Annotated in this window: 29 protein-coding genes and 1 pseudogene; 21 read left to right on the forward strand and 9 right to left on the reverse strand. The window is 72.2% G+C overall.

Annotated features, from left to right (window positions below; all coding sequences use genetic code 11):
• Positions 1–108: 108 nt before the first annotated feature.
• Genes hisD through hisF form a run of 8 tightly spaced genes read left to right on the forward strand, consistent with a single transcriptional unit; the run spans position 109 to position 5,846 of the window.
• Complete coding sequence (gene hisD, locus OG252_RS37015; RefSeq protein WP_329341682.1) at positions 109–1,434, forward strand: histidinol dehydrogenase; 1,326 nt, start codon at positions 109–111, stop codon at positions 1,432–1,434.
• On the forward strand, positions 1,431–2,540 hold the full coding sequence (locus tag OG252_RS37020) for a histidinol-phosphate transaminase (RefSeq protein ID WP_266441056.1): 1,110 nt from the start codon (positions 1,431–1,433) through the stop codon (positions 2,538–2,540). The genes hisD and OG252_RS37020 overlap by 4 nt, the downstream gene beginning before the upstream one ends.
• Complete coding sequence (hisB, locus tag OG252_RS37025; RefSeq protein WP_046261880.1) at positions 2,537–3,130, forward strand: imidazoleglycerol-phosphate dehydratase HisB; 594 nt, start codon at positions 2,537–2,539, stop codon at positions 3,128–3,130. The genes OG252_RS37020 and hisB overlap by 4 nt, the downstream gene beginning before the upstream one ends.
• A 2-nt stretch (positions 3,131–3,132) precedes the next feature.
• Positions 3,133–3,297, forward strand: a complete 165-nt coding sequence (locus OG252_RS37030; protein WP_053749565.1) for a hypothetical protein — start codon at positions 3,133–3,135, stop codon at positions 3,295–3,297.
• The gene (gene hisH, locus OG252_RS37035; protein WP_406492210.1) at positions 3,288–3,938 is read left to right on the forward strand and encodes an imidazole glycerol phosphate synthase subunit HisH; all 651 of its coding nucleotides are present in this window, start codon (positions 3,288–3,290) and stop codon (positions 3,936–3,938) included. The genes OG252_RS37030 and hisH overlap by 10 nt, the downstream gene beginning before the upstream one ends.
• On the forward strand, positions 3,938–4,687 hold the full coding sequence (priA, locus tag OG252_RS37040) for a bifunctional 1-(5-phosphoribosyl)-5-((5-phosphoribosylamino)methylideneamino)imidazole-4-carboxamide isomerase/phosphoribosylanthranilate isomerase PriA (protein ID WP_266441070.1): 750 nt from the start codon (positions 3,938–3,940) through the stop codon (positions 4,685–4,687). The genes hisH and priA overlap by 1 nt, the downstream gene beginning before the upstream one ends.
• Complete coding sequence (locus tag OG252_RS37045; RefSeq protein ID WP_266441074.1) at positions 4,684–5,094, forward strand: RidA family protein; 411 nt, start codon at positions 4,684–4,686, stop codon at positions 5,092–5,094. Before priA ends, OG252_RS37045 begins: the two co-directional genes overlap by 4 nt.
• The gene (hisF, locus tag OG252_RS37050) at positions 5,091–5,846 is read left to right on the forward strand and encodes an imidazole glycerol phosphate synthase subunit HisF (protein WP_266441077.1); all 756 of its coding nucleotides are present in this window, start codon (positions 5,091–5,093) and stop codon (positions 5,844–5,846) included. Before OG252_RS37045 ends, hisF begins: the two co-directional genes overlap by 4 nt.
• Positions 5,847–6,004: 158 nt before the next feature.
• Here the strand turns inward: hisF and OG252_RS37055 are convergent.
• Positions 6,005–6,535, reverse strand: a pseudogene (locus OG252_RS37055) (TetR/AcrR family transcriptional regulator); the annotation flags it as partial.
• Between the two features lie 270 nt (positions 6,536–6,805).
• Here OG252_RS37055 and OG252_RS37060 point away from each other — a divergent pair.
• Entirely contained in the window at positions 6,806–7,393 is a 588-nt protein-coding gene (locus OG252_RS37060) for an ArsR/SmtB family transcription factor (protein ID WP_329341687.1), read from the forward strand.
• Between the two features lie 79 nt (positions 7,394–7,472).
• Complete coding sequence (locus tag OG252_RS37065) at positions 7,473–8,723, forward strand: MFS transporter (protein ID WP_329341689.1); 1,251 nt, start codon at positions 7,473–7,475, stop codon at positions 8,721–8,723.
• 36 nt (positions 8,724–8,759) lie between these two features.
• Here OG252_RS37065 and OG252_RS37070 read toward each other — a convergent pair whose 3' ends face one another.
• A complete protein-coding gene (locus tag OG252_RS37070) occupies positions 8,760–9,395 on the reverse strand; it encodes a TIGR03085 family metal-binding protein (RefSeq protein WP_329341691.1) in 636 nt (211 codons plus the stop codon).
• 74 nt (positions 9,396–9,469) lie between these two features.
• Between OG252_RS37070 and hisI the strand changes: the two genes are divergently transcribed.
• The 11 genes from hisI (at position 9,470) to lgt (ending at position 18,498) form a co-directional block, all read left to right on the forward strand.
• On the forward strand, positions 9,470–9,877 hold the full coding sequence (hisI, locus tag OG252_RS37075) for a phosphoribosyl-AMP cyclohydrolase (RefSeq protein ID WP_411150335.1): 408 nt from the start codon (positions 9,470–9,472) through the stop codon (positions 9,875–9,877).
• An 11-nt stretch (positions 9,878–9,888) separates the two neighbouring features.
• Positions 9,889–11,367, forward strand: coding sequence for an anthranilate synthase component I (locus OG252_RS37080; protein ID WP_266441095.1), 1,479 nt, complete (start codon positions 9,889–9,891; stop codon positions 11,365–11,367).
• Positions 11,368–11,418: 51 nt separating this feature from the next.
• Positions 11,419–12,060: a TIGR02234 family membrane protein gene (locus tag OG252_RS37085; RefSeq protein WP_266441098.1), complete on the forward strand. Its 642-nt coding sequence runs from the start codon at positions 11,419–11,421 to the stop codon at positions 12,058–12,060.
• A gap of 288 nt (positions 12,061–12,348) precedes the next feature.
• The gene (locus tag OG252_RS37090; protein WP_266441101.1) at positions 12,349–12,600 is read left to right on the forward strand and encodes an HGxxPAAW family protein; all 252 of its coding nucleotides are present in this window, start codon (positions 12,349–12,351) and stop codon (positions 12,598–12,600) included.
• 91 nt (positions 12,601–12,691) lie between these two features.
• Positions 12,692–13,147 carry a DUF2752 domain-containing protein gene (locus tag OG252_RS37095; RefSeq protein WP_266441103.1) on the forward strand — a complete coding sequence of 152 codons (456 nt, stop codon included), beginning with the start codon at positions 12,692–12,694 and terminating at the stop codon, positions 13,145–13,147.
• A 165-nt stretch (positions 13,148–13,312) separates the two neighbouring features.
• The gene (gene trpC, locus OG252_RS37100; RefSeq protein ID WP_266441105.1) at positions 13,313–14,122 is read left to right on the forward strand and encodes an indole-3-glycerol phosphate synthase TrpC; all 810 of its coding nucleotides are present in this window, start codon (positions 13,313–13,315) and stop codon (positions 14,120–14,122) included.
• A 21-nt stretch (positions 14,123–14,143) separates the two neighbouring features.
• Positions 14,144–14,317, forward strand: a complete 174-nt coding sequence (trpM, locus tag OG252_RS37105; protein WP_266441108.1) for a tryptophan biosynthesis modulator TrpM — start codon at positions 14,144–14,146, stop codon at positions 14,315–14,317.
• Positions 14,318–14,448: 131 nt separating this feature from the next.
• Positions 14,449–15,735 (forward strand): tryptophan synthase subunit beta, encoded by a 1,287-nt coding sequence (gene trpB / locus OG252_RS37110; protein WP_266441110.1) that lies wholly within the window; start codon positions 14,449–14,451, stop codon positions 15,733–15,735.
• Complete coding sequence (trpA, locus tag OG252_RS37115) at positions 15,732–16,550, forward strand: tryptophan synthase subunit alpha (protein WP_266441112.1); 819 nt, start codon at positions 15,732–15,734, stop codon at positions 16,548–16,550. Before trpB ends, trpA begins: the two co-directional genes overlap by 4 nt.
• An 89-nt stretch (positions 16,551–16,639) precedes the next feature.
• Entirely contained in the window at positions 16,640–17,416 is a 777-nt protein-coding gene (locus OG252_RS37120; RefSeq protein ID WP_266441115.1) for a DsbA family protein, read from the forward strand.
• Positions 17,417–17,511: 95 nt separating this feature from the next.
• A complete protein-coding gene (lgt, locus tag OG252_RS37125; protein WP_329341696.1) occupies positions 17,512–18,498 on the forward strand; it encodes a prolipoprotein diacylglyceryl transferase in 987 nt (328 codons plus the stop codon).
• 62 nt (positions 18,499–18,560) lie between these two features.
• Here the strand turns inward: lgt and OG252_RS37130 are convergent, their stop codons facing one another.
• Genes OG252_RS37130 through OG252_RS37160 form a run of 7 tightly spaced genes read right to left on the reverse strand, consistent with a single transcriptional unit; the run spans position 18,561 to position 26,659 of the window.
• On the reverse strand, positions 18,561–19,385 hold the full coding sequence (locus OG252_RS37130) for an HpcH/HpaI aldolase/citrate lyase family protein (protein ID WP_329341698.1): 825 nt from the start codon (positions 19,383–19,385) through the stop codon (positions 18,561–18,563).
• Complete coding sequence (locus tag OG252_RS37135; protein ID WP_266441122.1) at positions 19,382–20,572, reverse strand: CaiB/BaiF CoA transferase family protein; 1,191 nt, start codon at positions 20,570–20,572, stop codon at positions 19,382–19,384. Before OG252_RS37135 ends, OG252_RS37130 begins: the two co-directional genes overlap by 4 nt.
• On the reverse strand, positions 20,569–21,462 hold the full coding sequence (gene rbsK, locus OG252_RS37140) for a ribokinase (RefSeq protein ID WP_329341701.1): 894 nt from the start codon (positions 21,460–21,462) through the stop codon (positions 20,569–20,571). Before rbsK ends, OG252_RS37135 begins: the two co-directional genes overlap by 4 nt.
• Positions 21,459–23,144: an ADP-ribosylglycohydrolase family protein gene (locus OG252_RS37145; RefSeq protein WP_329341703.1), complete on the reverse strand. Its 1,686-nt coding sequence runs from the start codon at positions 23,142–23,144 to the stop codon at positions 21,459–21,461. Before OG252_RS37145 ends, rbsK begins: the two co-directional genes overlap by 4 nt.
• A 1-nt stretch (position 23,145) precedes the next feature.
• Positions 23,146–24,309, reverse strand: a complete 1,164-nt coding sequence (locus OG252_RS37150) for an ADP-ribosylglycohydrolase family protein (protein ID WP_329341705.1) — start codon at positions 24,307–24,309, stop codon at positions 23,146–23,148.
• 8 nt (positions 24,310–24,317) lie between these two features.
• The gene (locus OG252_RS37155; RefSeq protein ID WP_266441133.1) at positions 24,318–25,601 is read right to left on the reverse strand and encodes an ADP-ribosylglycohydrolase family protein; all 1,284 of its coding nucleotides are present in this window, start codon (positions 25,599–25,601) and stop codon (positions 24,318–24,320) included.
• Entirely contained in the window at positions 25,598–26,659 is a 1,062-nt protein-coding gene (locus tag OG252_RS37160; RefSeq protein ID WP_329341707.1) for an ADP-ribosylglycohydrolase family protein, read from the reverse strand. The genes OG252_RS37155 and OG252_RS37160 overlap by 4 nt, the downstream gene beginning before the upstream one ends.
• Positions 26,660–26,783: the final 124 nt, after the last annotated feature.

Raw genomic sequence — 26,783 nt, forward strand, 5'->3', positions numbered from 1 at the left:
GCGATCCTGCCGGTTCCTTCCGGGTTCCTGTCAGGTTCCTTCCGGGGTGTGTATCAGCCACTGGAACGCGCGGTCAGCCTCTGACGAGCGTCTGAGAGAATTGGCACCGTGATCTCCCGAATCGATCTGCGCGGCGACGCCCTTCCCGAGGGCCCCGCCCTGCGCGACCTGCTGCCCCGAGCCGACTTCGACGTCTCGGCCGCCCTGGAGAAGGTGCGTCCGATCTGCGAGGCCGTGCATCATCGGGGCGACGCGGCGCTGATCGACTTCGCCGAGAAGTTCGACGGGGTCAGGCTCGACCAGGTGCGGGTGCCCGCCGCCGCACTCACCCGCGCCCTCGAGGAACTCGACCCCGCCGTGCGCGCGGCCCTTGAGGAGTCCATCCGCCGCGCCCGTCTCGTCCACCGCGAGCAGCGCCGTACGACGCACACGACCCAGGTCGTGCCCGGCGGTTCCGTCACCGAGAAGTGGGTGCCGGTCGACCGGGTCGGGCTGTACGCGCCCGGCGGCCGGTCGGTCTACCCCTCCTCCGTGATCATGAACGTGGTGCCCGCGCAGGAGGCCGGCGTCGAGTCGATCGCCCTCGCCTCCCCGGCGCAGGCCGACTTCGGCGGCCTGCCGCACCCGACGATCCTCGCCGCCTGCGCGCTGCTCGGGATCGACGAGGTGTACGCGGCCGGCGGCGCGACCGCCGTCGCGATGTTCGCGTACGGCACCGAGTCCTGCCCGCCCGCCAACATGGTCACCGGCCCCGGCAACATCTGGGTCGCCGCCGCCAAGCGCTACTTCACCGGCAAGATCGGCATCGACGCCGAGGCCGGCCCGACCGAGATCGCGGTCCTCGCGGACGACACCGCCGACCCGGTGCACGTCGCCTCCGACCTGATCAGCCAGGCCGAGCACGACCCGCTGGCGGCCGCCGTGCTCGTCACCGACTCCGTGGACCTCGCGGACGCGGTGGCGAAGGAACTGGAGCCGCAGGTCGCGGCCAGCAAGCACGCCGAGGACCGGATCGTTCCGGCCCTGGGCGGCAAGCAGTCCGCGATCGTGCTGGTCGACGGCATCGACGAGGGACTCAGGGTGGTCGACGCGTACGGCGCCGAGCACCTGGAGATCCAGACGGCCGACGCGGCCGCCGTGGCCGACCGGGTCCGCAACGCCGGCGCGATCTTCATCGGCCCCTGGGCGCCGGTCTCGCTCGGCGACTACGCGGCCGGGTCCAACCACGTGCTCCCGACCGGCGGTTGCGCCTGTCACTCCTCCGGGCTGTCCGTGCAGTCCTTCCTCCGGGGCATCCACATCGTCGACTACACCAAGGACGCGCTGGCCGACGTGGCGCATCACGTGGTGACGCTGGCTGAGGCGGAGGACCTGCCCGCGCACGGCGCGGCGATCAAGGCCAGGTTCGGGTGGAAGGTGCCTGAGAACAAGTGAGCTTCGGAATCGACGATCTCCCGGTACGGGACGAGCTGCGCGGCAAGTCGCCCTATGGCGCGCCCCAGTTGGACGTCCCCGTACGGCTGAACACCAACGAGAACCCCTACCCGCTGCCCGAGCCGCTGGTCGAGCGGATCGCCGAGCGCGTCCGCGAGGCGGCCCGCAACCTCAACCGCTACCCGGACCGGGACGCCGTGGAGCTGCGCACGCGCCTCGCCGAGTACCTGACGGACACCTCCGGTCACCAGGTCGGCCTGGCCAACGTCTGGGCGGCCAACGGCTCCAACGAGGTCATCCAGCAGCTGCTGCAGACCTTCGGCGGACCGGGCCGTACGGCGATCGGCTTCGAGCCGTCGTACTCGATGCACGGTCTCATCGCGCGCGGCACGGGCACGGGCTGGATCTCCGGCCCGCGCAACGAGGACTTCACGATCGACCTCGCCGCCGCCGAGAAGGCGATCGCCGAGAACCGGCCGGACGTCGTCTTCGTCACGACCCCCAACAACCCCACGGGCACGGCGGTCCCGCCGGAGACCGTCCTCGCCCTCTACGAGGCAGCGCAGGCCGCGAAGCCCTCGATGGTCGTGGTCGACGAGGCGTACATCGAGTTCAGCCACGGCGACTCGCTGCTGCCGCTCATCGAGGGGCGGCCGAACCTCGTCGTCTCGCGGACGATGTCGAAGGCGTTCGGCGCGGCGGGCCTGCGCCTCGGCTATCTCGCCGCGCACCCGGCGGTCGTGGACGCCGTCCAGCTCGTACGGCTGCCCTACCACCTGTCGGCGATCACGCAGGCGACCGCGCTGGCCGCACTGGAGCACACCAAGACGCTGCTCGGCTATGTCGAGCAGCTGAAGGCCGAGCGGGACCGGCTGGTCTCCGAACTGCTGGCGACCGGCTACGAGGTCACCGCGTCGGACGCCAACTTCGTGCAGTTCGGGCGGTTCGACGACGCCCATGCGGTGTGGCAGCAGATCCTTGACCGGGGCGTCCTGGTCCGGGACAACGGCGTACCCGGCTGGCTGCGGGTGACCGCCGGAACCCCCGAAGAGAACGACGCGTTCCTCGACGCGGTCCGTCAGTTGAAGAAGGAGCAGAGCGCATGAGCCGCGTTGGACGTGTGGAACGGGTGACCAAGGAGACCTCGGTCCTCGTCGAGATCGATCTCGACGGGTCCGGCAAGGTCGACGTGTCGACAGGGGTCGGTTTCTACGACCACATGCTCGACCAGCTCGGCCGGCACGGTCTGTTCGACCTGACCGTGAAGACCGAGGGCGACCTGCACATCGACTCGCACCACACCATCGAGGACTCCGCCCTCGCGCTGGGCGCCGCCTTCAAGCAGGCCCTCGGCGACAAGGTGGGCATCTACCGCTTCGGCAACTGCACGGTCCCGCTGGACGAGTCCCTCGCCCAGGTCACCGTCGACCTGTCCGGCCGCCCCTACCTCGTGCACACCGAGCCCGAGAAGATGGCGCCGATGATCGGCGAGTACGACACCACGATGACCCGGCACATCCTGGAGTCCTTCGTCGCCCAGGCGCAGATCGCCCTGCACGTGCACGTGCCCTACGGCCGCAACGCGCACCACATCGTGGAGTGCCAGTTCAAGGCCCTGGCCAGGGCCCTGCGCTACGCCAGCGAGCGCGACCCGCGCGCGGCCGGCATCCTGCCTTCGACGAAGGGCGCGCTCTAGCCATGAACGGCACCTCGACCGTCCTGATCGTCGTCGGCCTCTTCCTCCTCGGCGGCATCTACTCCTTCGTCAAGCAGCAGATGCCGAAGAACCTCATCGTGCTGCTGTCCATCGGCGCCGCGATGTGTCTCGTCGCGGGCGTCATGAGGCTGGAGGTGTGGAATTGAGCGCAGGATCGAAAAAGGTCGTCGTCTTCGACTACGGCTTCGGCAACGTCCGCTCCGCCGAACGCGCCCTCGCCCGTACCGGTGTCGACGTCGAGATAACCCGTGACTTCGACCGGGCCATGAACGCCGACGGCCTGCTGGTGCCGGGCGTCGGCGCCTTCGCCGCCTGCATGAAGGGCCTCAGGGAGGCGCGCGGCGACTGGATCGTCGACCGGCGCCTGTCCGGCGGACGCCCGGTGATGGGCATCTGCGTCGGCATGCAGATCCTCTTCGCGCGCGGCATCGAGCACGGCGTGGAGACCGAGGGCCTGGACGAGTGGCCCGGCTCGGTCGAGCCGCTGCAGGCCGAGATCGTGCCCCACATGGGCTGGAACACCGTCGACGCCCCGGCCGACTCGCAGCTCTTCGCCGGGCTGGACCCGGACGCGCGCTTCTACTTCGTGCACTCCTACGCCGTCCACGACTGGAGCCTCCAGACGCACAACGCGGCGATCCGGGCCCCCAAGGTCACCTGGTCGACCCACGGCAAGCCCTTCGTGGCCGCCGTGGAGAACGGCGCCCTGTGGGCCACTCAGTTCCACCCCGAAAAGTCCGGCGACGCCGGAGCGCAGCTGCTGAACAACTGGATCGGAACCCTCTGATGTCTTCCAACCCCTCGGGACGGCTCGAACTCCTGCCCGCCGTGGACGTCCGCGACGGCCAGGCGGTCCGGCTCGTCCACGGCGAGTCCGGCTCGGAGACCTCGTACGGCTCCCCCTTGGAGGCGGCCCTCGCCTGGCAGCGCTCCGGCGCCGAGTGGCTGCACCTGGTCGACCTGGACGCCGCGTTCGGCACCGGCGACAACCGGGCCGTGATCGGCGAGGTCGCCGAGCGCATGAAGGATCTGCACGTCAAGGTGGAGCTGTCCGGCGGCATCCGCGACGACGCCGCGCTCGCCGCCGCCCTGGCCACCGGCTGCACCCGGGTGAACCTCGGCACGGCCGCCCTGGAGACGCCTCAGTGGGTCGCCAAGGTCATCTCCGAGCACGGCGACAAGATCGCGGTCGGGCTCGACGTCCGCGGCACGACCCTGCGCGGGCGCGGCTGGACCAGCGACGGCGGAGACCTCTACGAGACGCTGGAGCGCCTCGACAAGGAGGGCTGCGCGCGGTACGTGGTGACGGACATCGCCAAGGACGGCACGCTGCAGGGCCCGAACCTGGAGCTGCTGCGCAACGTGTGCGCGGCGACCGATCGGCCGGTCGTGGCCTCCGGTGGCGTGTCGTCGCTCGACGACCTGCGGGCCATCGCCGAGCTGGTACCCCTCGGTGTCGAGGGCGCCATCGTCGGGAAGGCCCTGTACGCGAAGGCGTTCACCCTCGAAGAGGCCTTGGAGGCGGTAGACCGGTGAGCGATCTGCGACGCGTCACGACCGGCGCGCCCTGGGAGGAGACCTTCGGGTACTCCCGTGCGGTGGAACTGCCGAACGGCCTGGTGCTGGTCTCCGGCTGCACGTCGATAGTGGACGGCCAGATCGCCGGGGGCGACCCGCACGAGCAGACGGTCAACGCCTTCAACGTCGCGTTCGCGGCGCTCGGGGAGCTGGGCCTCGGCCGCGAGGACGTCGTACGGACCCGCATGTACATCACCCATGCCCGGGACGTGGAGGACGTCGGACGCGCTCACAAGGAGCTGTTCGACGACGTCCGGCCCGCCGCATCCATGATCATCGTCTCCGGCTTCGTGGACCCCAGCCTGGTCGTCGAGGTCGAGGTGGAGGCATTCCGCTCCGGCGGAGAACACGGAGCACCCGCATGACCCTGGCCGTACGAGTCATCCCCTGCCTGGACGTGGACAACGGCCGGGTCGTCAAGGGCGTCAACTTCCAGAACCTGCGCGACGCGGGCGACCCCGTCGAGATGGCCAAGGTGTACGACGCCGAGGGTGCCGACGAGCTGACGTTCCTCGACATCACCGCCTCGTCGGGCAACCGCGAGACGACGTACGACGTGGTGCGCCGCACCGCCGAGCAGGTCTTCATCCCGCTCACGGTCGGCGGCGGCGTCCGTACGGCCGAGGACGTGGACAAGCTGCTGCGGGCGGGCGCGGACAAGGTCGGGGTGAACACCGCCGCCATCGCACGGCCCGAGCTGATCCGTGAGATCGCGGAGCGGTTCGGCCGGCAGGTGCTGGTGCTGTCGGTCGACGCGCGCCGGACCGAGAGCGGGTCCTTCGAGGTGACGACCCACGGCGGCCGCCGTGGCACCGGCATCGACGCCGTCGAATGGGCGCACCGGGCGGCGGAGTTGGGCGCGGGCGAGATCCTGCTCAACTCGATGGACGCGGACGGCACGAAGGACGGCTACGACATCGAGATGATCGAGGCCGTCCGCAAGCACGTGACCGTGCCGCTGATCGCCAGCGGGGGAGCGGGGCAGCTGCCCCACTTCCCGCCGGCCATCGCCGCGGGCGCGGACGCCGTACTCGCCGCGTCCGTCTTCCACTTCGGGGATCTGCGGATCGGTGAGGTGAAGGAGACGCTGCGGAGGGCTGGGCATCCCGTGCGGTAGCGCTCCGCTGGGTTGGGCTGGTGGGTGGGGTCGGGGTCGGGTTTCGGCTGCGGGTTGTGGGGGGCTGGTCGCGCAGTTCCCCGCGCCCCTTGGTGGGTTTCCGTGAAGCGGGCGATGGTCCGGCGGACGTCCACGATGCCCCGGTTCACTCCGAGCGAGGAGTGGACGATGACGCCGTCCAGCGCCGTGAGCAGCTGCCAGGCCAGCGGGTCGGGATCGTGCGGGGCGAAGGGGTCCTCGCGCAGGCCCCGTTCCAGGACCGCGACCAGCAGGCCGTGAGTGGTGCGCATGGCGTGGTCGACGGCCGCGTGGACCCGCGGTTTGCGGGCCGCCAGGTACCAGGCGTCGAGCCACACCGTCTTGTGCGGCTCCGGGCTCTCCGAGACCCAGACGCGCAGGATGTGCCGTAGACCGGCCACCGCGTCGCCGAGTTCCTCGGCCTCCTCGAAGGTGCCCTCGAAGTCGGTGGTGACGGCGTGCGTGAACGCCTCGGCCTCCAGTGCCTCCACCACGTCGAAGTAGTGGTGGACCAGGCCCGGCGCACAGCCGAGCCGGGCGGCGACGCCGCGGTACGTCACGGCCGCGAGCCCCTCCTCGAGCGCGAGGGCCGCCGCCGCCTCGATGATCTCCTGTCGCCGCTCGGCGGGGGACAGACGTCGGCTCCTGGCGGTGAGCTGCGTTGCGCTCATACGGGACTTCCTACGTCAGGCGACACGGTGCGGGGAGGGGGCCCGGGAGACCGCGGTCGCCCGAGCCGTCGCGGCGGGCGCGGATCCCGTCGGCACGGTCGTCGTCCGCATCCGGGAGGTTCCGCTCAGCTACGGAGGCCGGCGTTCGATCCGTGTCGCTGTGAAGGCGGTCGGGCCTCTGACTGCTCCGCGCTGATCTCCGGACCAGTGCGAAAGGAAAGTTGCGCAAAATATATTGCGCAAGTTTTCTTTCGTACCTACGGTGGGGACATGGCAAGCAAGGAGAACCGCCCGATCAAGGACGTGGGGACGCTGAAGGCGCTGGCGCATCCCTTGCGGGCGAATCTGTACCGGGTCCTGTCCGTGGCGCAGGTCGCGACTGCCTCGCAGCTCGCCGACCAGGTGGACGAGGCCGTGTCGCTGGTCAGCTACCACCTGCGCAAGCTCGCCGACCACGGGCTGATCGAGGAGGCCGAGCCGCAGCGCAAGGACGGCCGAGAGCGCTGGTGGCGGCCGTCGTCCGACGGTGTGAGCATCCGCGACGCGGACTTCCGGGACGCCCCGGAGAAGGCCGCGGCGCACACGGCGGCCGCGCGCCTGTTCCACGACCAGCGCGCCGACCTGTACCACCGCTACCTGGACGAGCGTGCGGCCTGGGGCCCCGAGTGGAACACCGCCTCCCAGGACACCGAGTCCTGGCTGCGCCTGACCCCGGCCGAACTGACCGAGCTGAACGAGGAGTTGCTCGCCCTCGCCAGGAAGTACGACGAGAAGGGCCGGGCCGCCGAAGCAGCCGGCGACACCGAAGGGCGCGCGCACGTCGCGCTGCACCTGTACGCCTTCCCGTTCCGCGTCTGACCGCGACTGATCCGAGTCCGATTCGCGAACGATTCGCGACTGATCCGCGACTGCTCCGCGACCGAGAGGACCCCTTCCCGTGAGCGCGACACTCACCGCCCCGCGCCCCGCCACCGACAGACCGGCCCACCGCGACCCCAACGTCGTGCGCTGGCTGGCCGCCTACACCTCCTCGATGGTCGGCGACAGCGTGTACTACCTCGCCCTGTCCTGGGCGGCCGTACAGGCCGGGACGCCCTCGCAGGCCGGCGTGGTCATGGCGGTGAGCGCCGTGCCGCGGGCGCTGCTGATGCTGGGCGGGGGAGTGATCGCCGACCGGTTCGGGCCGCGCAGGGTCGTCATCGGCAGTGACGCGGTGCGGTGCGCGGCCGCGCTCGCGGTGGCGGCGCTGCTGTTCTTCACCAGCCCCGGACTGTGGCCGCTGGCCCTGCTCGCCCTGGTCTTCGGCACCGTCGACGCCGTGTTCATGCCGGCCGTGGGTGCCCTCCCCGCGCGCGTGACGAGCCGCGACCAGCTCGCGCGCGTGCAGGGCATGCGGGGCCTCGGCATCCGCTTCGCGAGCGTCGTCGGCGCCCCGCTCGGCGGTCTCGCGGTGGCGGTCGGCGGCGCGTCGGCGGCCTTCGGGCTGGCCGGCCTGCTGATCGCCGTGTCGGTGCCGCTGCTGGTCTCCGTACGGCTGCGGAACCTGCCCCCGGACGACAAGGCGGCCGCCCGCGCCGACACCGCCTGGCGCGACCTGGTGGCCGGACTGCGCTACATACGCCGGCACCGCGTGCTCGCCCCGCTGATGCTGGCCATCGCCCTCGGGGACCTCGGCTTCGTCGGCCCCCTCAACGTGGGCCTGACCCTGCTCGCCGAAGAACGAGGCTGGGGCGCCTCCGGCATGGGCTGGGTGCTCGCCGGGTTCGGCACCGGCGCGGGCGCCGCCTCCCTGCTGCTGACCGTGCGCGGGCGCCTGCCGTACGCCGGGCAGGTCGCGGCGTACACCATCCTCGCGGGCTCGGTCGCGATCGGCGCCCTCGCCTTCGTCCCGGGCGTCCTCGCGGCCGTCGCAGTGGCCCTGCTCATCGGGCTGCTCGCCGGGCTCAGCGGCGCCATGTGCGGCGCGCTGCTGCAGACCCAGGCCGACCCCGCCTATCTGGGCCGGGTCACCGCCGTCTCCGGCCTGGTGAGCCTCGGCTTCGCCCCGCTGAGCATGCCTCTGTCCGCCGCGGCCATCGGCGCCTGGGGGACCGGCCCGGTCTTCGTCGTCAGCGCTGTGGTCTGCGGGCTCGGCGGGCTCGTCGCCCTGGGCGTACGGGACCTGCGGCGCGCGGAACTGCCCCGCTGAGGCCCGTCCGCCCCTTCTCGGCTCGGATACCGATTCTCAGATACCGAGCTGCTTCGACCCGTGCAGCTTGTCGATGGCCTCCTTGTCGCCGTCCAGCTCGACCTTGGCCTCGTTCTGGCGGCCGTACAGGAACAGCAGCAGCTCCGAGGGCTCGCCGGTCGCCGTCACGACCGGCGCGCCCCGGTGGGCGACCGCCGTCTGGCCGTCCGGGCGGCGCAGCACCAGGCCCGTCGGAACGCTGCGGCCAAGGACGCGGGCGGTGCGCTCCAGGCGGGACCACAGGGTGTCCTGGAAGACCGGGTCGAGCTCGCGCGGGGACCAGTCGGGCTGGGCGCGGCGGACGTCCTCGGTGTGGACGTAGAACTCGATGGTGTTGGCGGCCTCGTCGAGCTGCTTGAGGGAGAAGGGCGAGAACCGGGGCGGGCCGGTCCGGATCAGCTGGATCAGCTCTTCGTACGGCTTGGCCGCGAACTCGTCCATCACCTTCTCCAGGCGCGGCCCGAGCTGCTTGATCAGCATCCCGCCGGCCGCGTCGGGGCGGCGCTCGCGCACCACCACGTGCGCGGCCAGGTCACGGGTGAGCCAGCCCTCACACAGGGTCGGGGCCTCCGGGCCCGCGGCCTCCAACAGGTCGGCGAGGAGAAGTCGTTCACGCTTGGCGAAAGTCGACATGACGTCAGCCTACGGCCGTCCCCGCGGTCCGCACAGTGGACACCCCACCGTGACTGTCAGTGGCGGGCGGCACAATGGCATCCATGAGCAGCAGCACGCCCGGCCCCACCAGCCGACTCGACCCCGAGATCGCCGCCCGCCTCAAGCGCAGCGCCGACGGCCTCGTGCCCGCCATCGCCCAGCAGTACGACACCGGAGAGGTGCTGATGCTCGGCTGGATGGACGACGAGGCGCTGCACCGCACCCTGACGACGGGCCGCTGCACCTACTGGTCGCGCAGCCGCCGGGAGTACTGGGTCAAGGGCGACACCTCCGGCCACTTCCAGTGGGTCAAGTCCGTCGCCCTGGACTGCGACGCGGACACCGTGCTGGTCAAGGTCGACCAGGTCGGCGCCGCCTGCCACACCGGCGCCCGCACCTGCTTCGACGCCGACGTGCTGGTCAAGGACGCCGGTTCCGGCGTACCGGCCGCGGATCAGTAAGGTCAGCCGCCATGGACCTCGAGACCTTCCGCAAGCTGGCCACCGACCGCCGGGTCATCCCTGTCAGCCGCAAGCTCCTCGCCGACGGCGACACCCCGGTCGCGCTCTACCGCAAGCTCGCCGGCGAGCGCCCCGGCACCTTCCTGCTGGAGTCCGCGGAGAACGGCCGCTCGTGGTCCCGGTACTCCTTCGTCGGCGTCCGGTCGGCGACCACCCTCACCGCGCGCGACGGACAGGCCCACTGGCTCGGCACCCCGCCCGTCGGCGTCCCGGTCGACGGCGACCCGCTGGCCGCCCTGCGCGCCACCATCGAGGCCCTGCACACCCCCCACCAGGAGGGCATGCCGCCCTTCACCGGCGGCATGGTCGGCTACCTCGGCTACGACATCGTGCGCCGCCTGGAGAAGATCGGCCCCGGCGAGCGCGACGACCTGAAGCTGCCCGAGCTGACCATGCTCCTCACCAGCGACCTCGCCGTGATGGACCACTGGGAGGGCTCGGTCCTGCTGATCGCCAACGCGATCAACCACAACGACCTCGACACGGGCGTCGACGAGGCCTACGCGGACGCGGTGGCCCGCCTGGACGCGATGGAGGCGGACCTCTCGCGCGCGGTGGCCCAGCCGCCCGCCGTCCTGCCCCCCTCCGAACTCCCCGAGTACACCGCCCTGTGGGGCGGCCCCGACTTCCAGGAGGCCGTCGAGGACATCAAGGAGCGCATCCGCGCCGGTGAGGCCTTCCAGGTCGTCCCCTCCCAGCGCTTCGAAACACCCTGCACGGCAAGCGCGTTGGACGTGTACCGGGTGCTGCGGGCCACCAACCCCTCCCCGTACATGTACCTGTTCCGCTTCGACGGCTTCGATGTCGTCGGCTCCTCCCCCGAGGCCCTGGTCAAGGTCGAGGACGGGCAGGCCATGGTCCACCCCATCGCCGGCACCCGGCACCGCGGCGCCACCCCGCAGGAGGACCAGGCCCTCGCCGACGAACTGCTCGCCGACCCCAAGGAGCGCGCCGAGCACCTCATGCTGGTCGACCTGGGGCGCAACGACCTGGGACGCGTCTGCGAACCGGGCTCGGTCGAGGTCGTCGACTTCATGTCCGTCGAGCGGTACTCGCACGTCATGCACATCGTCTCGACGGTCACCGGCAAGATCGCCGCGGGCCGTACGGCCTTTGACGTCCTGACGGCCTGTTTCCCCGCGGGCACCCTCTCCGGCGCCCCCAAGCCCCGCGCCATGCAGATCATCGACGAACTCGAGCCGTCGCGGCGCGGTCTGTACGGCGGCTGTGTGGGCTACCTGGACTTCGCCGGAGACTCCGACACCGCCATCGCCATCCGCACGGCCCTGCTGCGGGGCGGCACGGCCTACGTCCAGGCGGGCGCCGGCATCGTCGCCGACTCCGACCCGCTCGCCGAGGACCAGGAGTGCCGCAACAAGGCGGCGGCGGTCCTGCGCGCGGTCCACACGGCCAACCGGCTCGCAAAGTAGGACGGGTGTCACTCAACCCCGAGTGAGGATTCGCCCGGGGTTCAGGCGATAGTGGGGTACGTGACTGCCGTACCTCCCCCCCGTTCCGAAGCCGCAGGCCCCGCCCGGGCCGGCCGCCGAAGTCTTGCCGTGGCCCTGCTCAGCGGGGCGCTCGGCGCGGCCGTGGCGTTGCTCGCCACCCGGCAGCAGTGGTCGGAGGGCACCGCGACGGTGGCCGGCGGCAACTTCCCGCTGACCGCGAAGGGCAGCGACGTCACGGGTGTGCCCGCGTCCCTCGCCATAGTGGGCCTCGCCGCGCTCGTCGCCGTCTTCGCCGTCCGCCGGGCCGGCCGCTTCCTGGTCGCCGCCCTGCTCGCGCTCTCCGGCGTCGGTACCATCGCGGCGGCCCTCCTCGGTGTCAACGACAGCTCCGCGCTCGACGAGCAGGCCGCGAAGGCCTCCGGCGACACCTCGGCCACCGTCGACACGCTCTCCCACACCGCCTGGCCCTACGTCGCGGTCGCCGGCGGTGTCCTGCTGCTCCTGGCCGGTCTGCTCGCCCTGCGCTACGGCCGTCTGTGGCCCGCGATGTCCGGCCGCTACGAGCGCTCCGGCACCCCCCGTCCCCGCCGCCAGGCGCCCGTGGTCGACCCCGACCGCCCCGAGGACATGTGGAAGGCCCTGGACCGGGGCGAGGACCCGACCGGCGCGTAGGCCTCCGGCGGTGGCGCGGTCAAGCGGCTACGGGGGGTGGGGGGTTCGGTGATGTGCCGAGTGCGGGTGCTTGGGGGCTGGTCGCGCAGTTCCCCGCGCCCCTGAGGGGCGTAGGGCTCACGGCCCCTTGTCAGGAACCGTACCCCTCCCGCACGGACGGGCTCCGGCCGCCGCTCGGTCGGCCCCCGACGCGCGAGGGGTGACCCCCGGGGACCCGGCACGTGCGCGTGCGGAACAATGGGCTTGAGCGTCCGGCTCAGACAGGTACACAGCAACGAGGAGCAAGTCATGGCGGGCAGCAGCCACGGTCACACCCCGGCCGCCTGGACCGGTGTCATCATCGCCTTCATCGGTTTCACCGTCTCCGGCGCCTTCATGGTGCTGGCCCAGCCGGCGGGCTTCTGGGGCGGCCTGGTGATCGTGGTCCTCGGTGGCGTGGTCGGCTGGATCATGCGGGCGATGGGCATGGGCCAGCCGAAGAACACCCACACGCCGCACCAGGTCACGGACGAGCGCGAGCCGGCCAGCGTCGAGCGCTGATCGCGTACGGCTTCGTGGAGGGGCGGCCCGGCGTACTGCCGGGGCCGCCCCTCACGCGCGCCCGGCGGCCCGCGCAGGGCACAATGCCAGCGTGAACGCCGACAGCCAGAGGACCCCGGGCACCCCTGGGACACAGCCCTCCGACGGGGGGACCGTGCTGGGGCGGCTGGCCGTGCCCGCGGGAGTGCTCGCGGCGGTCGTCGGGGCCTTCGCGTACGTGGGGACCGTCGACCCCAACCAGCCCGGCCACTACCCGGTCTGCCCCCTGTTGCGCCTCACGGGCATCTACTGCCCCGGCTGCGGCGGGCTGCGCAGCGCGCACGCCTTCGTCCACGGGGACTTCGTCACGGCGCTCGGCGACAACGCGCTGGCCGTCGTCGGCTACTTCGCCTTCGCGGTGGTGTGGACCGTCTGGGTGGTCCGTGCGGTGCGCGGGCGGCCGGCGAGGATCGTTCTCGGGCCGGTGCAGCTGTGGAGTCTCGGCGCGTTGGTGCTGGTCTTCACGGTTGTCCGGAACCTGCCCTTCGGTGGCTGGCTACACCCTTGATCAATTCACGAAGGTCCAGGTAGTGGGACCGGCGTCAACTGGATGCGAGGCCTACGCCCTCCTCCGGATACCATCGGAGTGACCACCGGTTTCGTCTGCTGAGCCGGTCCGGTGACAGAAGCTCAACCGCTTGAACAGTCAACCGTCTGGAAGGGGGCCGCTCGCGTGAGTGTGCTCGACGAGATCATCGACGGAGTCCGTGCCGACCTCGCGGAACGGCAGGCGCGCGTCAGCCTCGACGAGCTCAAGGAGCGCGCTGCGAAGGCTCCCGCGGCCAAGGACGGACTGGCCGCCCTCAGGGGCGACGGCGTCAAGGTCATCTGCGAGGTCAAGCGCTCCAGCCCGTCCAAGGGCGCGCTGGCCGCGATCGCCGACCCGGCCGGCCTGGCCGCGGACTACGAGGCGGGCGGCGCGGCCGTCATCTCCGTACTGACCGAGGAGCGCCGCTTCGGCGGCTCGCTGGCCGACCTGGAGGCGGTCCGCGCGCGGGTGGACATCCCCGTCCTGCGCAAGGACTTCGTCGTCACCTCGTACCAGCTGTGGGAGGCCCGGGCCTACGGCGCCGACCTCGTGCTGCTCATCGTCGCCGCCCTGGACCAGCCGGCCCTGGAGTCCCTCATCGAGCGCGCCGAGTCCATCGGGCTCACCCCGCTCGTCGAGGTGCACGACGAGGACGAGGTGGAGCGCGCGGTGGACGCGGGCGCCAAGGTGATCGGCGTCAACGCCCGCAACCTGAAGACCCTGGAGGTCGACCGCACGACCTTCGAGCGGGTGGCGCCGGAGATCCCGGACCACCTCGTCAAGATCGCCGAGTCCGGCATCCGCGGCCCGCACGACCTCATCGCGTACGCCAACGCCGGCGCCGACGCGGTCCTGGTGGGCGAGTCCCTGGTGACCGGCAAGGACCCCAAGACGGCGGTCGCCGACCTGGTGGCGGCGGGCGAACACCCGGCACTCCGGCACGGCCGCAGCTGACGGTTCGCTAGGCTGACCCCGATGACGCTCCCGATCACCCTGACGACCCCGGACCGGTACGCCCGCCTGGCGCGCGGCTGCCGCCCCCGGGGCTGCCGCGCGCCCGCGCGCAGGGTGCACGGGCGCCGGGTTCGGTACGTCATCGGCGACGAGCCGGGCCAGGTGAACGGCATGCGATGGCAGCGCCCCTTTTAGGGGCGCGGGGCAGTTCTGAACATGCGGCTCCGCCGCGTGCGCGCGACAAGCCACGGACGGCCTGCAGCCGCCCGACAACCCCGCCCCCACGGCGAATAGGTGTTTTTCCGCACTCACCGTGAGGTTTCCGCATGCCCAGCGAGTTCTTCATCCCCGACCCCGAGGGTCGCATCCCCAGCGCCGAAGGCTACTTCGGCGCGTTCGGCGGCAAGTTCATCCCGGAGGCGCTCGTCGCCGCCGTGGACGAGGTCGCCGTCGAGTACGAGAAGGCGAAGGGTGACCCCGAGTTCGCGCGCGAGCTCGACGACCTCCTCGTCCACTACACCGGCCGGCCCAGCTCCCTCACCGAGGTGCGGCGGTTCGCCGAACACGCCGGTGGCGCCCGGGTGTTCCTCAAGCGCGAGGACCTCAACCACACCGGCTCGCACAAGATCAACAACGTGCTCGGCCAGGCGCTGCTCACCAAGCGCATGGGCAAGACGCGCGTCATCGCGGAGACCGGCGCCGGTCAGCACGGCGTCGCGACCGCCACCGCCTGCGCGCTGTTCGGGCTCGAGTGCACCATCTACATGGGCGAGATCGACACCAAGCGCCAGGCCCTCAACGTGGCCCGGATGCGCATGCTCGGCGCCGAGGTCATCGCTGTGAAGTCCGGCAGCCGCACGCTGAAGGACGCGATCAACGAGGCGTTCCGCGACTGGGTCGCCAACGTCGACCACACCCACTACCTGTTCGGGACCGTGGCCGGACCGCACCCCTTCCCGGCCATGGTGCGCGACTTCCACCGGGTGATCGGCGTCGAGGCCCGCCGCCAGATCCTGGAGCGCGCCGGCCGTCTCCCCGACGCCGCCATCGCCTGTGTCGGCGGCGGCTCCAACGCCATCGGCCTGTTCCACGCCTTCATCCCGGACGCGGACGTACGCCTCGTCGGCTGCGAGCCCGCCGGGCACGGCGTGGAGACCGGCGAGCACGCGGCGACCCTGACCGCCGGCGAGCCCGGCATCCTGCACGGGTCGCGGTCGTACGTCCTCCAGGACGAGGAGGGCCAGATCACCGAGCCGTACTCGATCTCGGCCGGTCTGGACTACCCGGGCATCGGCCCGGAGCACTCCTACCTCAAGGACAGCGGCCGCGGCGAGTACCGCGCGGTCACCGACGACGCGGCCATGCAGGCCCTGCGCCTGCTGTCGCGAACCGAGGGCATCATCCCGGCCATCGAGAGCGCCCACGCGCTGGCCGGTGCCCTGGAGGTCGGCCGGGAGCTGGGCAAGGACGGGCTGATCGTGGTCAACCTGTCCGGCCGCGGCGACAAGGACATGGACACGGCTGCCCGCTACTTCGACCTGTACGACACCGACGCCGAGGTCGCCGCCGACCAGGACAGCGACACCGCCGAGATCGAGGGGGACGCCAAGTGAGCGGCAACATCCAACTGCTGGCCGACACCCTCGCCACCGCCAAGGCGGAAGGGCGTTCCGCTCTCATCGCCTACCTCCCGGCCGGGTTCCCGACCGTGGACGGCGGCATCGAGGCGATCAAGGCCGTCTTCGACGGCGGCGCGGACATCGTCGAGGTGGGCCTGCCGCACAGCGACCCCGTCCTCGACGGCCCCGTCATCCAGACCGCGGACGACATCGCCCTGCGTGGCGGCGTCAAGATCGCGGACGTCATGCGGACGGTCCGTGAGGCGCACGCGGCGACCGGCAAGCCGGTGCTCGTGATGACGTACTGGAACCCGATCGACCGCTACGGCGTCGAGCGCTTCACCGCCGAGCTCGCCGAGGCGGGCGGCGCCGGGTGCATCCTGCCCGACCTGCCGGTGCAGGAGTCGGCGCTGTGGAGGGAGCATGCGGAGAAGCACGGGCTCGCGACGGTCTTCGTGGTGGCGCCCAGCAGCAAGGACGAGCGGCTCGCCAAGATCACCGCGGCGGGCAGCGGGTTCGTCTACGCCGCCTCGCTCATGGGCGTCACCGGCACCCGCGCCTCGGTCGGCGCACAGGCCCAGGACCTGGTCGAGCGCACCCGCGCCACCGGCACCGACCTGCCCGTCTGCGTCGGCCTCGGTGTCTCCGACGCCAAGCAGGCCGCCGAGGTCGCAGGCTTCGCCGACGGTGTGATCGTCGGCTCGGCCTTCGTCAAGCGGATGCTGGACGCGCCCGACGACGCGGCCGGCGTCGAGGCGGTCCGCGCGCTCGCCGGGGAACTCGCCAAGGGCGTGCGCGGAAAGGCGTAACAAGGCAGGACATTCCGTACGGGTCACTCGAACGGGTGGACCTGGGACCGGGGAGGCGCGGTGCGCCTTCCCGGTTCGTTCTGCGGGATGTGAGCGAGAAGAATCGAGAGGGAAAGCGCACCGCCCGGGAGCGGCTGGCGGAGGAGCGCGAGAAACAGAAGTCCGCGGAGAAGCGGCGCCGGGTGCTGATCGTGGGCGCGAGCGTGGTCTGCGTCCTGGGTCTCGCGGCGGTGATCGGCGTGGTCGCGGCGAACGCGGGCAAGGACGACGACAGCGACTCCGCGGGCCCGGTCGTGGTGCCCTCGGGGGCGCAGGGCAAGGACAGCCTCGCCATCCCGGCCGGCAAGGAGAGCGCCAAGTCGACGCTCACCGTCTGGGAGGACTTCCGCTGCCCGGCCTGCAAGGCCTTCGAGACGGCGTACCGGCCGGTGATCCACGAGCTGACCAACTCCGGCCAGTTGAAGGTGGAGTACCACCTGGCGACGATCATCGACGGCAACATGGGCGGCACCGGCTCCCGCAACGCGGCCAACGCGGCGGCCTGCGCCCAGGACGTCGGCAAGTTCACGGCCTACCACGACGTGCTGTTCGACAACCAGCCCCCGGAGACCGACGACGCCTTCGCCGAGAACAGCAAGCTCATCGAGCTGGCCGGCAAGGTCGACGGCCTCGACACCACCGCGTTCCGTACGTGTGTCGAGAAGGGCACCCACAACAGCTGGGTCGACAAGTCCGCCGCGGCCTTCCGCAACGGCGGCTTCAGCGGCACACCGACCGTGATCCTGAACGGCAAGAACATCTACCAGGACCAGACGATGACCCCGGCGAAGCTGAAGCAGCTGGTGCAGGAGGCCGACCAGGCGTGACCAGGGGATGAGGGGGTTCCGCACCCGCCCGTTACGGACCCGTAGCCGGGCTGCCTGCCGTGGGCCCGGTCCGGCAGGGTAGCGTCGACCCTGCCATGGAACTTGCCTACATTCCCAGCCCGTCGCGCGGGGTGCTGTACATCGGCCCTATTCCGCTGCGCGGCTACGCGTTCTGCATCATCATCGGCGTCTTCGTAGCCGTCTGGCTCGGCAACAAGCGCTGGCTCGCCCGGGGCGGGCGGGCCGGCACGGTCGCCGACATCGCGGTCTGGGCCGTGCCGTTCGGTCTCGTCGGCGGCCGGCTCTACCACGTGATCACGGACTACGAGCTGTACTTCAGCGAGGGCCGTGACTGGGTGGACGCCTTCAAGATCTGGGAGGGCGGCCTCGGCATCTGGGGCGCGATCGCGCTCGGCGCGGTGGGTGCGTGGATCGGCTGCCGGCGCCGGGGCATCCCGCTGCCCGCCTGGGCCGACGCCCTCGCCCCCGGTATCGCCCTCGCCCAGGCGATCGGCCGCTGGGGCAACTGGTTCAACCAGGAGCTGTACGGCAAGGAGACCGACCTCCCCTGGGCCCTGCACATCACGTCCTCCGCGGACGGCCGGGTGCCCGGCTACTACCACCCGACGTTCCTGTACGAGTCGCTGTGGTGCATCGGCGTCGCCCTCCTCGTCATCTGGGCCGACCGCCGCTTCAAGCTGGGCCACGGGCGGGCGTTCGCGCTGTACGTCGCCGCGTACTGCGCGGGCCGGTTCTGGATCGAGTACATGCGCGTCGACGACGCCCACCACATCCTGGGCCTGCGCCTGAACAACTGGACCGCGATGGTCGTGTTCGTGCTCGCGGTGGTCTACCTCGTGGTGTCGGCGAAGAAGCGGCCGGGACGCGAGACGGTGGTCGAGCCGGGTGCCTCCGACGACGGAACCGACGGAACCGACGGTGACGGCGCCTCCGGCGCCGGGGCCGAGGACGACAGCGGCGGTGAGACCGAGGCGTCCGACGCCAAGGCCGAGGAGAAGGCCGACGCCAAGGCCGAGGAGGCCGCGGAGAAGGACGAGGCCGGGTCGGGGAAGAAGACCTGACGGTCGTTGTACGTCGATGAGGGCGCCCGGGATCTTCCTGGGCGCCCTCATCGCGTGTGGGGCTAGGTCCGGCGGGCCAGTGAGAGGGTTCGCTGCGCGGCCGCCACCACCGCCGCGTCGATGAATGTTCCGTCCGGCAGGGCCTGGGCGCCCTGGTCCGTGACGGCCGCCTTGACGATCGTCTCCGCTTCCTCGATCTCCCGGGCCGTGGGGAGATAGGCCCGCTCGATGACCGGGAGCTGGCGGGGGTGGAGGGCGCCGCGGCCGAGGAAGCCGAGGGTGCGGCCGTGGGTGCAGGAGGCGGCGAGGGTGTCCAGGTCGCGGATGTCGGGGTGGACGGACTGGGGCGGTGGGGCCAGGCCCGCCGCGCGGGCGGCGACGACCACGCGGGAGCGGGACCAGTCGAGGCCCGCGTCCTCGCGTACGCCCAGGTCGGCGCGGAGGTCCGTCTCGCCGAGGGCGATGCCCCGCAGGGCGGGGTGTGCGGAGGCGATGGCGTGGGCGCGTTCGATGCCCAGGGCCGTTTCGAGGAGGGCGTGGAGCGGGGGTGCGCTTCTGTCGGCGAGGGCTGTCGCTTCGGCGACGCGGACGATCTGCTCGGGGGAGGTCACCTTGGGGAGGCGGAGGCCCCAGACGCCCGGGAGGGCCGCGACCGCCGTCAGGTCCGCCGCGGCGAGCGGGCCGTCCAGGGCGTTCACGCGGACGTGGACCGGTACCGGCTGCCGTTCACTGAGGCGTTCGGCGGTGGCCTGGCGGGCGTACTCCTTGCGGTCGGGGGCGACCGCGTCCTCCAGGTCGACCACCACCACGTCGGCGCCGGCGGTCAGGGCCTTCGTGACGAGGTGCGGGCGGTCGCCGGGGACGTAGAGCCAGGTGAGTGGGGTCATACCGTGCCCTCCTCGCGCAGGGCCGCCAGGTCCGCCGGGGTAAGGCCCAGTTCGGTCAGGACCTCCACCGTGTCCGCGCCGTGCGGGCGGCCCGTCCAGCGGATCGCGCCGGGGGTGGCGGAGAGGCGGAACAGGACGTTCTGCATGCGCAGGGGGCCGAGCTCCGGGTCGTCGACCGTGGTGACGGTGTCGAGGGCCTGGTACTGCGGGTCGGCCATCACGTCCCGTACGTCCTGGATCGGGGCGACGGCCGCCTCCGCCTTCTCGAAGGCCGCGAGGACCTCGGTGCGGGTGCGCTCGGCGATCCAGCTGCCGACCGCCTCGTCGAGGACGTCGGAGTGGGCCGCCCGTTCGGCTCCGGTGGCGAACCACGGCTCGTCGATCAGCTCCGGGCGGCCGACCAGCCGCATCACGCGCTCGGCGATCGACTGGGCGGAGGTGGAGACGGCCACCCAACTGCCGTCCGCCGTGCGGTAGGTGTTGCGCGGGGCGTTGTTGGCGGATCGGTTGCCGGTGCGTTCCTGTACGTAGCCCAGCTGGTCGTACCAGGTCGGCTGCGGGCCCAGCACGGTCAGGATCGGCTCGATGATCGCCATGTCGACGACCTGGCCCTCGCCGGTGCGGTCGCGGGCGGCGAGCGCGGTCATGACGGCGTAGGCCGTCGCCAGTCCCGCGATCGAGTCGGCCAGGCCGAAGGGCGGCAGCGTCGGGGACGCGTCCGGTTCGCCGGTGATCGCGGCGAAGCCGCTCATCGCCTCGGCGAGGGTGCCGAAGCCGGGGCGGTGGGCGTAGGGGCCGAACTGGCCGAAGCCGGTGACGCGGGTGAGGACCAGACGGGGGTTGGCGGCCGACAGTTCCTCCCAGCCGAGGTCCCATTTCTCCAGGGTGCCGGGGCGGAAGTTCTCGATGACGACGTCGGCGGTGGCGGCGAGGCGGAGGAGGGTGTCACGGCCGCCCGGGGTGGAGAGGTTCAGCGTGATCGTGCGCTTGTTGCGGCCGAGCAGCTTCCACCACAGGCCCACCCCGTTCTTCGACGGGCCGTGGCCTCGGGAGGGGTCGGGTCTGGTCGGGTGCTCGACCTTGATGACCTCCGCCCCGAAGTCGCCGAGCATCGTGGCGGCGAGCGGGCCGGCGAAGAGGGTGGCGAGGTCGAGGACGCGCAGGCCGGTCAGGGGAGTCTGGGTCATGACGTGAACCGCGCTTCGATCTCGGAGCGGTACGGCATCGACGCCGAGGCGCCCGGCCGCTGCACGGAGAGGGCGGCAGCCGTGGCCGCCCACTGAAGGGCCTCGCGCATCGGGCGGCCCTCGCCGAGTGCCACCGCCAGGGTGCCGACGAAGGTGTCGCCCGCGCCGGTCGAGTCGACGGCGGTGACCTGCGGTGCCGGGACGGTGAACGGCTCGGTGCCGCGGGCCGCGTGCAGGCTGCCGGCCGCGCCCAGGGTGACGACCACCTCCGGGACCTGTTCCAGCAGGGCGGTGGCCGCGCTGTGCGGGTCGGTCAGACCGGTGAGGGCGGCGGCCTCGTGTTCGTTGGGCACCAACAGGTCGACGGTGGTGAGGAGTTCGGGGGGCAGGGGTTGGGCGGGCGCGGGGGTGAGGACCGTACGGACTCCGTGGCCGCGGGCCGTCCGCGCGCCCGCGAGGACCGCGGCCAGGGGGATCTCCAGCTGGAGGAGCAGGGCGTCGGCGGAGGCGATGAGGCCCTCGTCGCCGGGGACCAGGTGGTCGACGGTGCCGTTGGCGCCGGGGATCACGACGATCGCGTTGCCGCCCTCGTCGTCCACGACGATGTGTGCGGTGCCGGACGGGCCCTCGGTGGTGCGCAGGTGGTCGGTGGTCACACCGGAGTGCTCCAGGGTGGAGCGCAGGCGGGCCCCGAAGGAGTCGTTGCCGACCGCGCCGATCAACGAGACGGTGGCGCCCGCGCGGGCCGCGGCGATCGCCTGGTTGGCGCCCTTGCCGCCGGGGATCGTACGGAACTCCCGTCCCGTCACGGTCTCTCCGCGCTGCGGGGCCTTCTCGACGTACGCGACGAGATCCATGTTCGTGCTGCCGAGCACGGCGATGTGGGTCATGGGCGCGGTGCCTCCAGGTGGGTGAGGGTGTGGGTGAGGTGGGCGAGGGTGTCGAAGCCGGTGCCGTTGAAGTCGCCGATCGTGGTGGCGAGCCGGTTCTTCAGCGGGGTCGTCCAGTGGTCGGGAAGGGCGGCGGGGGAACCGGCGAGGAGGGCGGCGATGCTGCCGGCCGTGGCGCCGTTGGAGTCGGTGTCCCAGCCTCCGGACACGGCACGGCAGATGGAGCCGGTGAAGTCGCCGTCCGCGTGGGTGAGGGCGGCGGCGATCAGGGCGGTGTTGGGGATGGCGTGGACCCAGTGGTGGGTGGGCGCGTGGGTGGCGTGGAGTTCGTCGACGACCGTGTCGAAGTCGTCGTGGGTTCGGGCCAGTTGGATGGCGTGGGTGAGGGCCTTCGCGAGGCGGGAGGCCGGCGGGATCACCGTCAGGCCCGTGCGGAGGGCTGTGTGGATGTCGGCTGTGCCGGTGGCTGCCTGCGCGATGGTGGCCGCCGTGAACATCGCCGCGTAGACGCCGTTGGCGGTGTGCGTGAGGGTGGCGTCGCGGTGGGCCTGTTCCGCGGCGGCCGCGGGGTCGCCGGGGTTGGTCCAGCCGTGGACGTCCGCTCGGATCAGGGCACCGATCCATTCGCGGAAGGGGTTGCGGTGGCGGGCCGTGCGTGGGGGTTCCAGGCCGGTGAGGAGGTTGCGGTAGGCGATGCGTTCGGCGGTGAAGGTACGGCCGGCCGGGAGTTCGTCGAGCCAGAGGGTGGCTACGTCCGTGGTGGTGAAGGTCTTGCCGTGGCGTTGGAGCAGGAGAAGGTTGAGGAGGGGGTAGTTGAGGTCGTCGTCCTCGGGCATGCCGTCGATGTTCTCGGCGAGGGAGGTGCTTGCCGATCGGCGGTTCCAGGGGTGTTGGGTCAGGAGTTGGGTGGGGACTCCTCGGGCTGTGAAGTATGTGTTCAGGGGCCAGTTGCCGGTGGATTGGGCCAGTGCGCGGATGGCCTGGAGGGGGAGCTTTTCGACGGGCTTGCCGAGGAGGCAGCCGACGGCTCGGCCGAGCCAGGCGGCTTCCAGGCGGGCCTGGGTGGGGGTTGCCGCGGGGGTGGGATCGCTCGCCAGCGCTTGCGGGGTGCCGCCGCCCTTCTTTGGGTCGGGAGCCGCCCCAGCGGCACGACTGCCCGCAGGCTGGGCGGGTCCGGTGGCACGAGTGCCCGCAGGTTGTGTGGGTCCGGCGGGGCCGCTGCCCGCAGGCTGGGCGGGTCCGGTGGCACGAGTGCCCGCAGGTTGTGTGGGTCCGGCGGGGCCGCTGCCCGCAGGCTGGGTGGGTCCGGTGGCACGAGTGCCCGCAGGTTGTGTGGGTCCGGCGGGGCCGCTGCCCGCAGGCTGGGTGGGTCCGGTGGCACGAGTGCCCGCAGGTTGTGTGGGCCAAGCCGGGCAGCTGGCCTTGATCTTGGCGAGGCTCGTGGGCTCGCTGTCGGCCAACCTGCTTGGCAGGTCCGCGAGTTCGTCCAGCAGGTCTTCTGCGAGCTGGCGTAGGTATCTTGACGCCGGCTCCGGGGATGCGCCCGCTCGCAGGGGGGCTTCCTTGCCGCCCGCTGCTTTCCATCTCGCCTTGACCGCCGACGGCTCGCGGCCGTCCTGGGTTGCCTGGTGGAGTTCGTGGCCGATCAGGTCCTCGGGCTGGACCCAGGTGAGGCGGAGCATGTCAGGCTCCGAGTTCGGTGAGGGCCGCCTCGTGGGATCGGCGGCGGGTGACGTCCCGTTGGAAGATCTCGCGGGTGACGGTCGTGAGGGTGGTCGCCGGTTCCCAGAGGTCGAGGCGGCTGGCACCGGAGACCTGCTTCGCCCAGTCCTCCGGGACCGGGGAGCCGAGGGCGCCGGCCATCGCGCCCGCCATCGTGGCGATGGAGTCGCAGTCGCGGCCGTAGTTCACCGCGCCCAGGACCGCGTGGCGGTAGTCGCCGCGGGAGACCAGCAGCATGCCCAGGGCGATGGGGAGTTCCTCGATGGTGTGCAGCCGGGAGGGGCGGCGGGCGCCCAGGGAGGGCTGTCGGTAGTCGGGGCCGACCGTGTCGTACGGGGCGACCGCGGTCCGGAGAGGGGTCAGCGCGGACTCGAAGTCCGAGTGCCGGGAGGCCGTTTCGCAGACCTGCTCGATCGCCGCCCGGGTGCCGTCCTTCGCCAGGGAGAGGCAGGCGGACACGACGGAGTCGGGGGTCGCGCCGGGCGTGCTCGCCGCCGCGACCGCCGCCGCGAAGACGGCCGCCGCCTCACGGCCGTACGACGACTGGTGGGCGCCCGCGATGTCCAGCGCCTCGGCGTACGCGCCCGCCGGGTTGGCCGCGTTGACCAGGCCGACCGGGGCCATGTACATCGCGGCGCCGCAGTTGACGATGTTGCCGACGCCGGCCTCGCGGGGGTCGACGTGCCCGTAGTGGAGGCGGGTCACCAGCCACTTCTCCGCCAGGAAGAGGCGCTGGAGGGGGAGGGCCTCGGCCTCCAGTTCCGGGATCCAGCGCGGGTTCGTCATCAGGTCCGGGACCAGGTGGTCCGCGATCGCGTACGCGTCGAGGTGGTCGCGGACCTGCGCGTACACGCGTACCAGCGCGTGGGTCATCAAGGTGTCGTCGGTGACGTGGCCGTCGCCCTTGTGGTACGGCGCGATGGGGCGGGCCGTGCGCCAGTCGTCGCCGTTCCAGGGGCCGACGATGCCGTGGACGCGGCCTGCGTGGCGCTGCAGGATCTGCTCGGGGGAGTAGCCCTCGACGGGGCCGCCGAGCGCGTCGCCGATGGCAGCGCCGACCAGGGCGCCGGTGATGCGTTCGTCCAGACTCGAGGCGTGGCCGCTTTTTGCTCCTTTGGGTGTCATGCCCCGAATCATCCCTCCGGTGGGGCCGGTTGCGCGGCTTCCAGGAGTTCGGCGAGTTCCACCAGGTCGGTGTCGGTGAGGCGGGGGAGGACGCAGCCGGAGAGGGTGCGGCAGGTGTCGCGCCAGGAGGCGGGGATCGACGCGCCGCCGCCCAGGGCGCCGGTGAGGGCGCCCGCGAGGGCGGGGGCCGAGTCGGCAACACGGGAGAGACAGGCCGCGGCGGGTACCGCCTCCGCGATCCGGCCGTGCGCCGCGGCGGCCAGGGCCAGGGCGACCGGGACCGTTTCGGCGGCGGCGATGCCGTAGCTGTAGACGTGGTCGACGATCTGGTGTTCCAGGAGCGGGATCAGGGCGAAGGCGCTCTCGGCGTCCCGGGCGAGCTTGAGGGCGTGGCGGGCGTTGCGGCCGATCTCGGTGGATTCGGGGAGTTCGGCGAGTGCGGCGGTGACGCATGCCTGTACGTCGGCTCCCGCCAGGGCGAGGGCGAGTGCCGCGGCCATCGCGCGGGCGCCGTGCACTCCGTCGCCGTCCTGGGTGTAGCGCGCGTCGAACTCGGCCAGCTCCGCGGCGAGTCGGGGGTCGCCGGGGTGGGCGACGGCGAGTACGCAGGCCCGTACGCAGGCGGCGTCGTCGAAGTAGTGCGGGTTGTCGTGGCCGGTGGCGGGCGGGCGGAGGCCGGTGGCGAGGTTGCCGAGGCCGGCGCGGACGGAGATGCGGGCGCGCAGGGGGAGCACCGCGGACTCGACCTCGGGGGCGCGGTCCGCCGCGGCGGCGACTTCGCTCGCCAGGGCGTTCCAGGTCAGGTCGATGGCGGCGCGGGTGCGGCGTTCTCGGCTCAGGTCGCCGAGGACGGTGTCGTCGCCGGCGCGCAGGACTGCTTCCGCTGCGAAGACTGCCCATTCGGCGTCGTCGGACGGGCCCAGGCGGAGGGGTTCGGGGGGTTGGTTCAGGGCGATGGGGACGGGGAGGGTGGTCGTCGCGTTCTGTTCGGCGAAGGTGTCGAGTTCGCGGGTGAGGCGGCGGGTCCAGTCGGGCATGCGGGCGGCTCGGTGGCGGGCGGCGGGCCAGCCGGCGGCGTCGCCTGCCGCTAGGCCCAGCAGGAGGCCCTCGATGCGGCGGAGCTGCTTGACGGCCTCGGCTTCGCCTTCGGCCTTTGTGTTCCCACCCGTACCACCCGTGCGGCTTTCGTCGTCGGGTGCGGGTGGCCCCTGTGGGGGTTCCTCGACGTCGGCGGGTGCGGGTGCGAGCAGCTCCCGTGCGGTTCCCTCGTCCCATGGGGCGGGCGGTGTCATGAGAGGGCCTCCGTCTCTTCGGTCGCGCTCGGTACGAAGCCCCCCGTGCTCCATCTCCCGTCCTCGCTCGGCGTCAGCAGCTCCGCCACGTCGAGGACGTGGTGGCCCGCCATGGACGGCAGGCAGCTGCCGCGCGCCGGGCCGATCGCCGCCGCCCAGTCCGGCGGGATCGAGGAGGCGCCGTGGGTCGCGCCGGCCAACGCGCCGGCCACCGCCGCCGTGGTGTCGGCGTCGCGGCCCATGTTGACGGCGGTCAGGACCGCCTGGACGAAGTCGCCGTCGGCGGCCGCGTAGGCGCCGAAGGCGAGGGCGACGGCCTCGGGGGCGAGGTCGGTCCAGGGGTAGCCGCCGACGACGACCGCCGAGCGGACCGCCCGCTCCCCCCGGTGGGCGACCGCCACCGCACGGCGTAGCGAGCGGGCCGTCCAGGAGTCGTCCGGTACGACTGCCAGGGCGGAGGCGACCACGGCGACGGTCGGTGCTCCGGCCATCGCCGCCGCCACGCCCGCGGCCACTGCCTGGCCGCCGTAGATGCCTTCGCCGTCGTGGCTCACCGAGCCGTCGATCGCCACCAGGCGGGCCGCTTCGGCGGGGCGGCCGGACGCGAAGACGCCGAAGGGAGCCGCGCGCATGGCCAGGCCGTCGCTCCAGGCGTGGCGGTGCTGGGCGGAGATGGGGGCCGCGAGGCCGCGGCGCAGGTTCTCCAGCGTGCCGCGTTCGCTGAAGCCGGCGCCTCGGAAGGGACCCTCGTCGCGGTCGGCGATCCACTCGTGCCAGGCCGCCTCCACGTGGGCCGGGGTGAGGGCCGAGCCGTGCCGGGCCAGCAGGAGGCCCGAGAAGATCGCGTACTCCGTGTCGTCCGTGCCGGAGGGGCGGTCCGCGACGTAGCCGGTGATACGGCCCCAGCGGGCCCGGATCTCGGAGGGCTTCATGTTCTCCGCCGGGGCCCCGAGGGCGTCTCCCACGGCCAGGCCGAGCAGGGCGCCGCGGGCCCGCTCGCGGAGGTCGGCGGCGTCCCCGGGCGCCGGGACCGAGGGAATGCAGGCGATCGATGCCATACGCGGCCTCTCCTTGGGGGGCTGCGCGCAGGGGGCGGAGCCCTTTGCGGATGTGTCCCACCGGAGCGGTTCGCAAGAGCCTCGGTCGCCTCAGCATCACCCGGTCGACATCTGTGCGACCCCT

Source organism: Streptomyces sp. NBC_01352, from assembly GCF_036237295.1.
In the GTDB taxonomy this organism is placed as follows: Bacteria; Actinomycetota; Actinomycetes; order Streptomycetales; family Streptomycetaceae; genus Streptomyces; species Streptomyces plumbiresistens.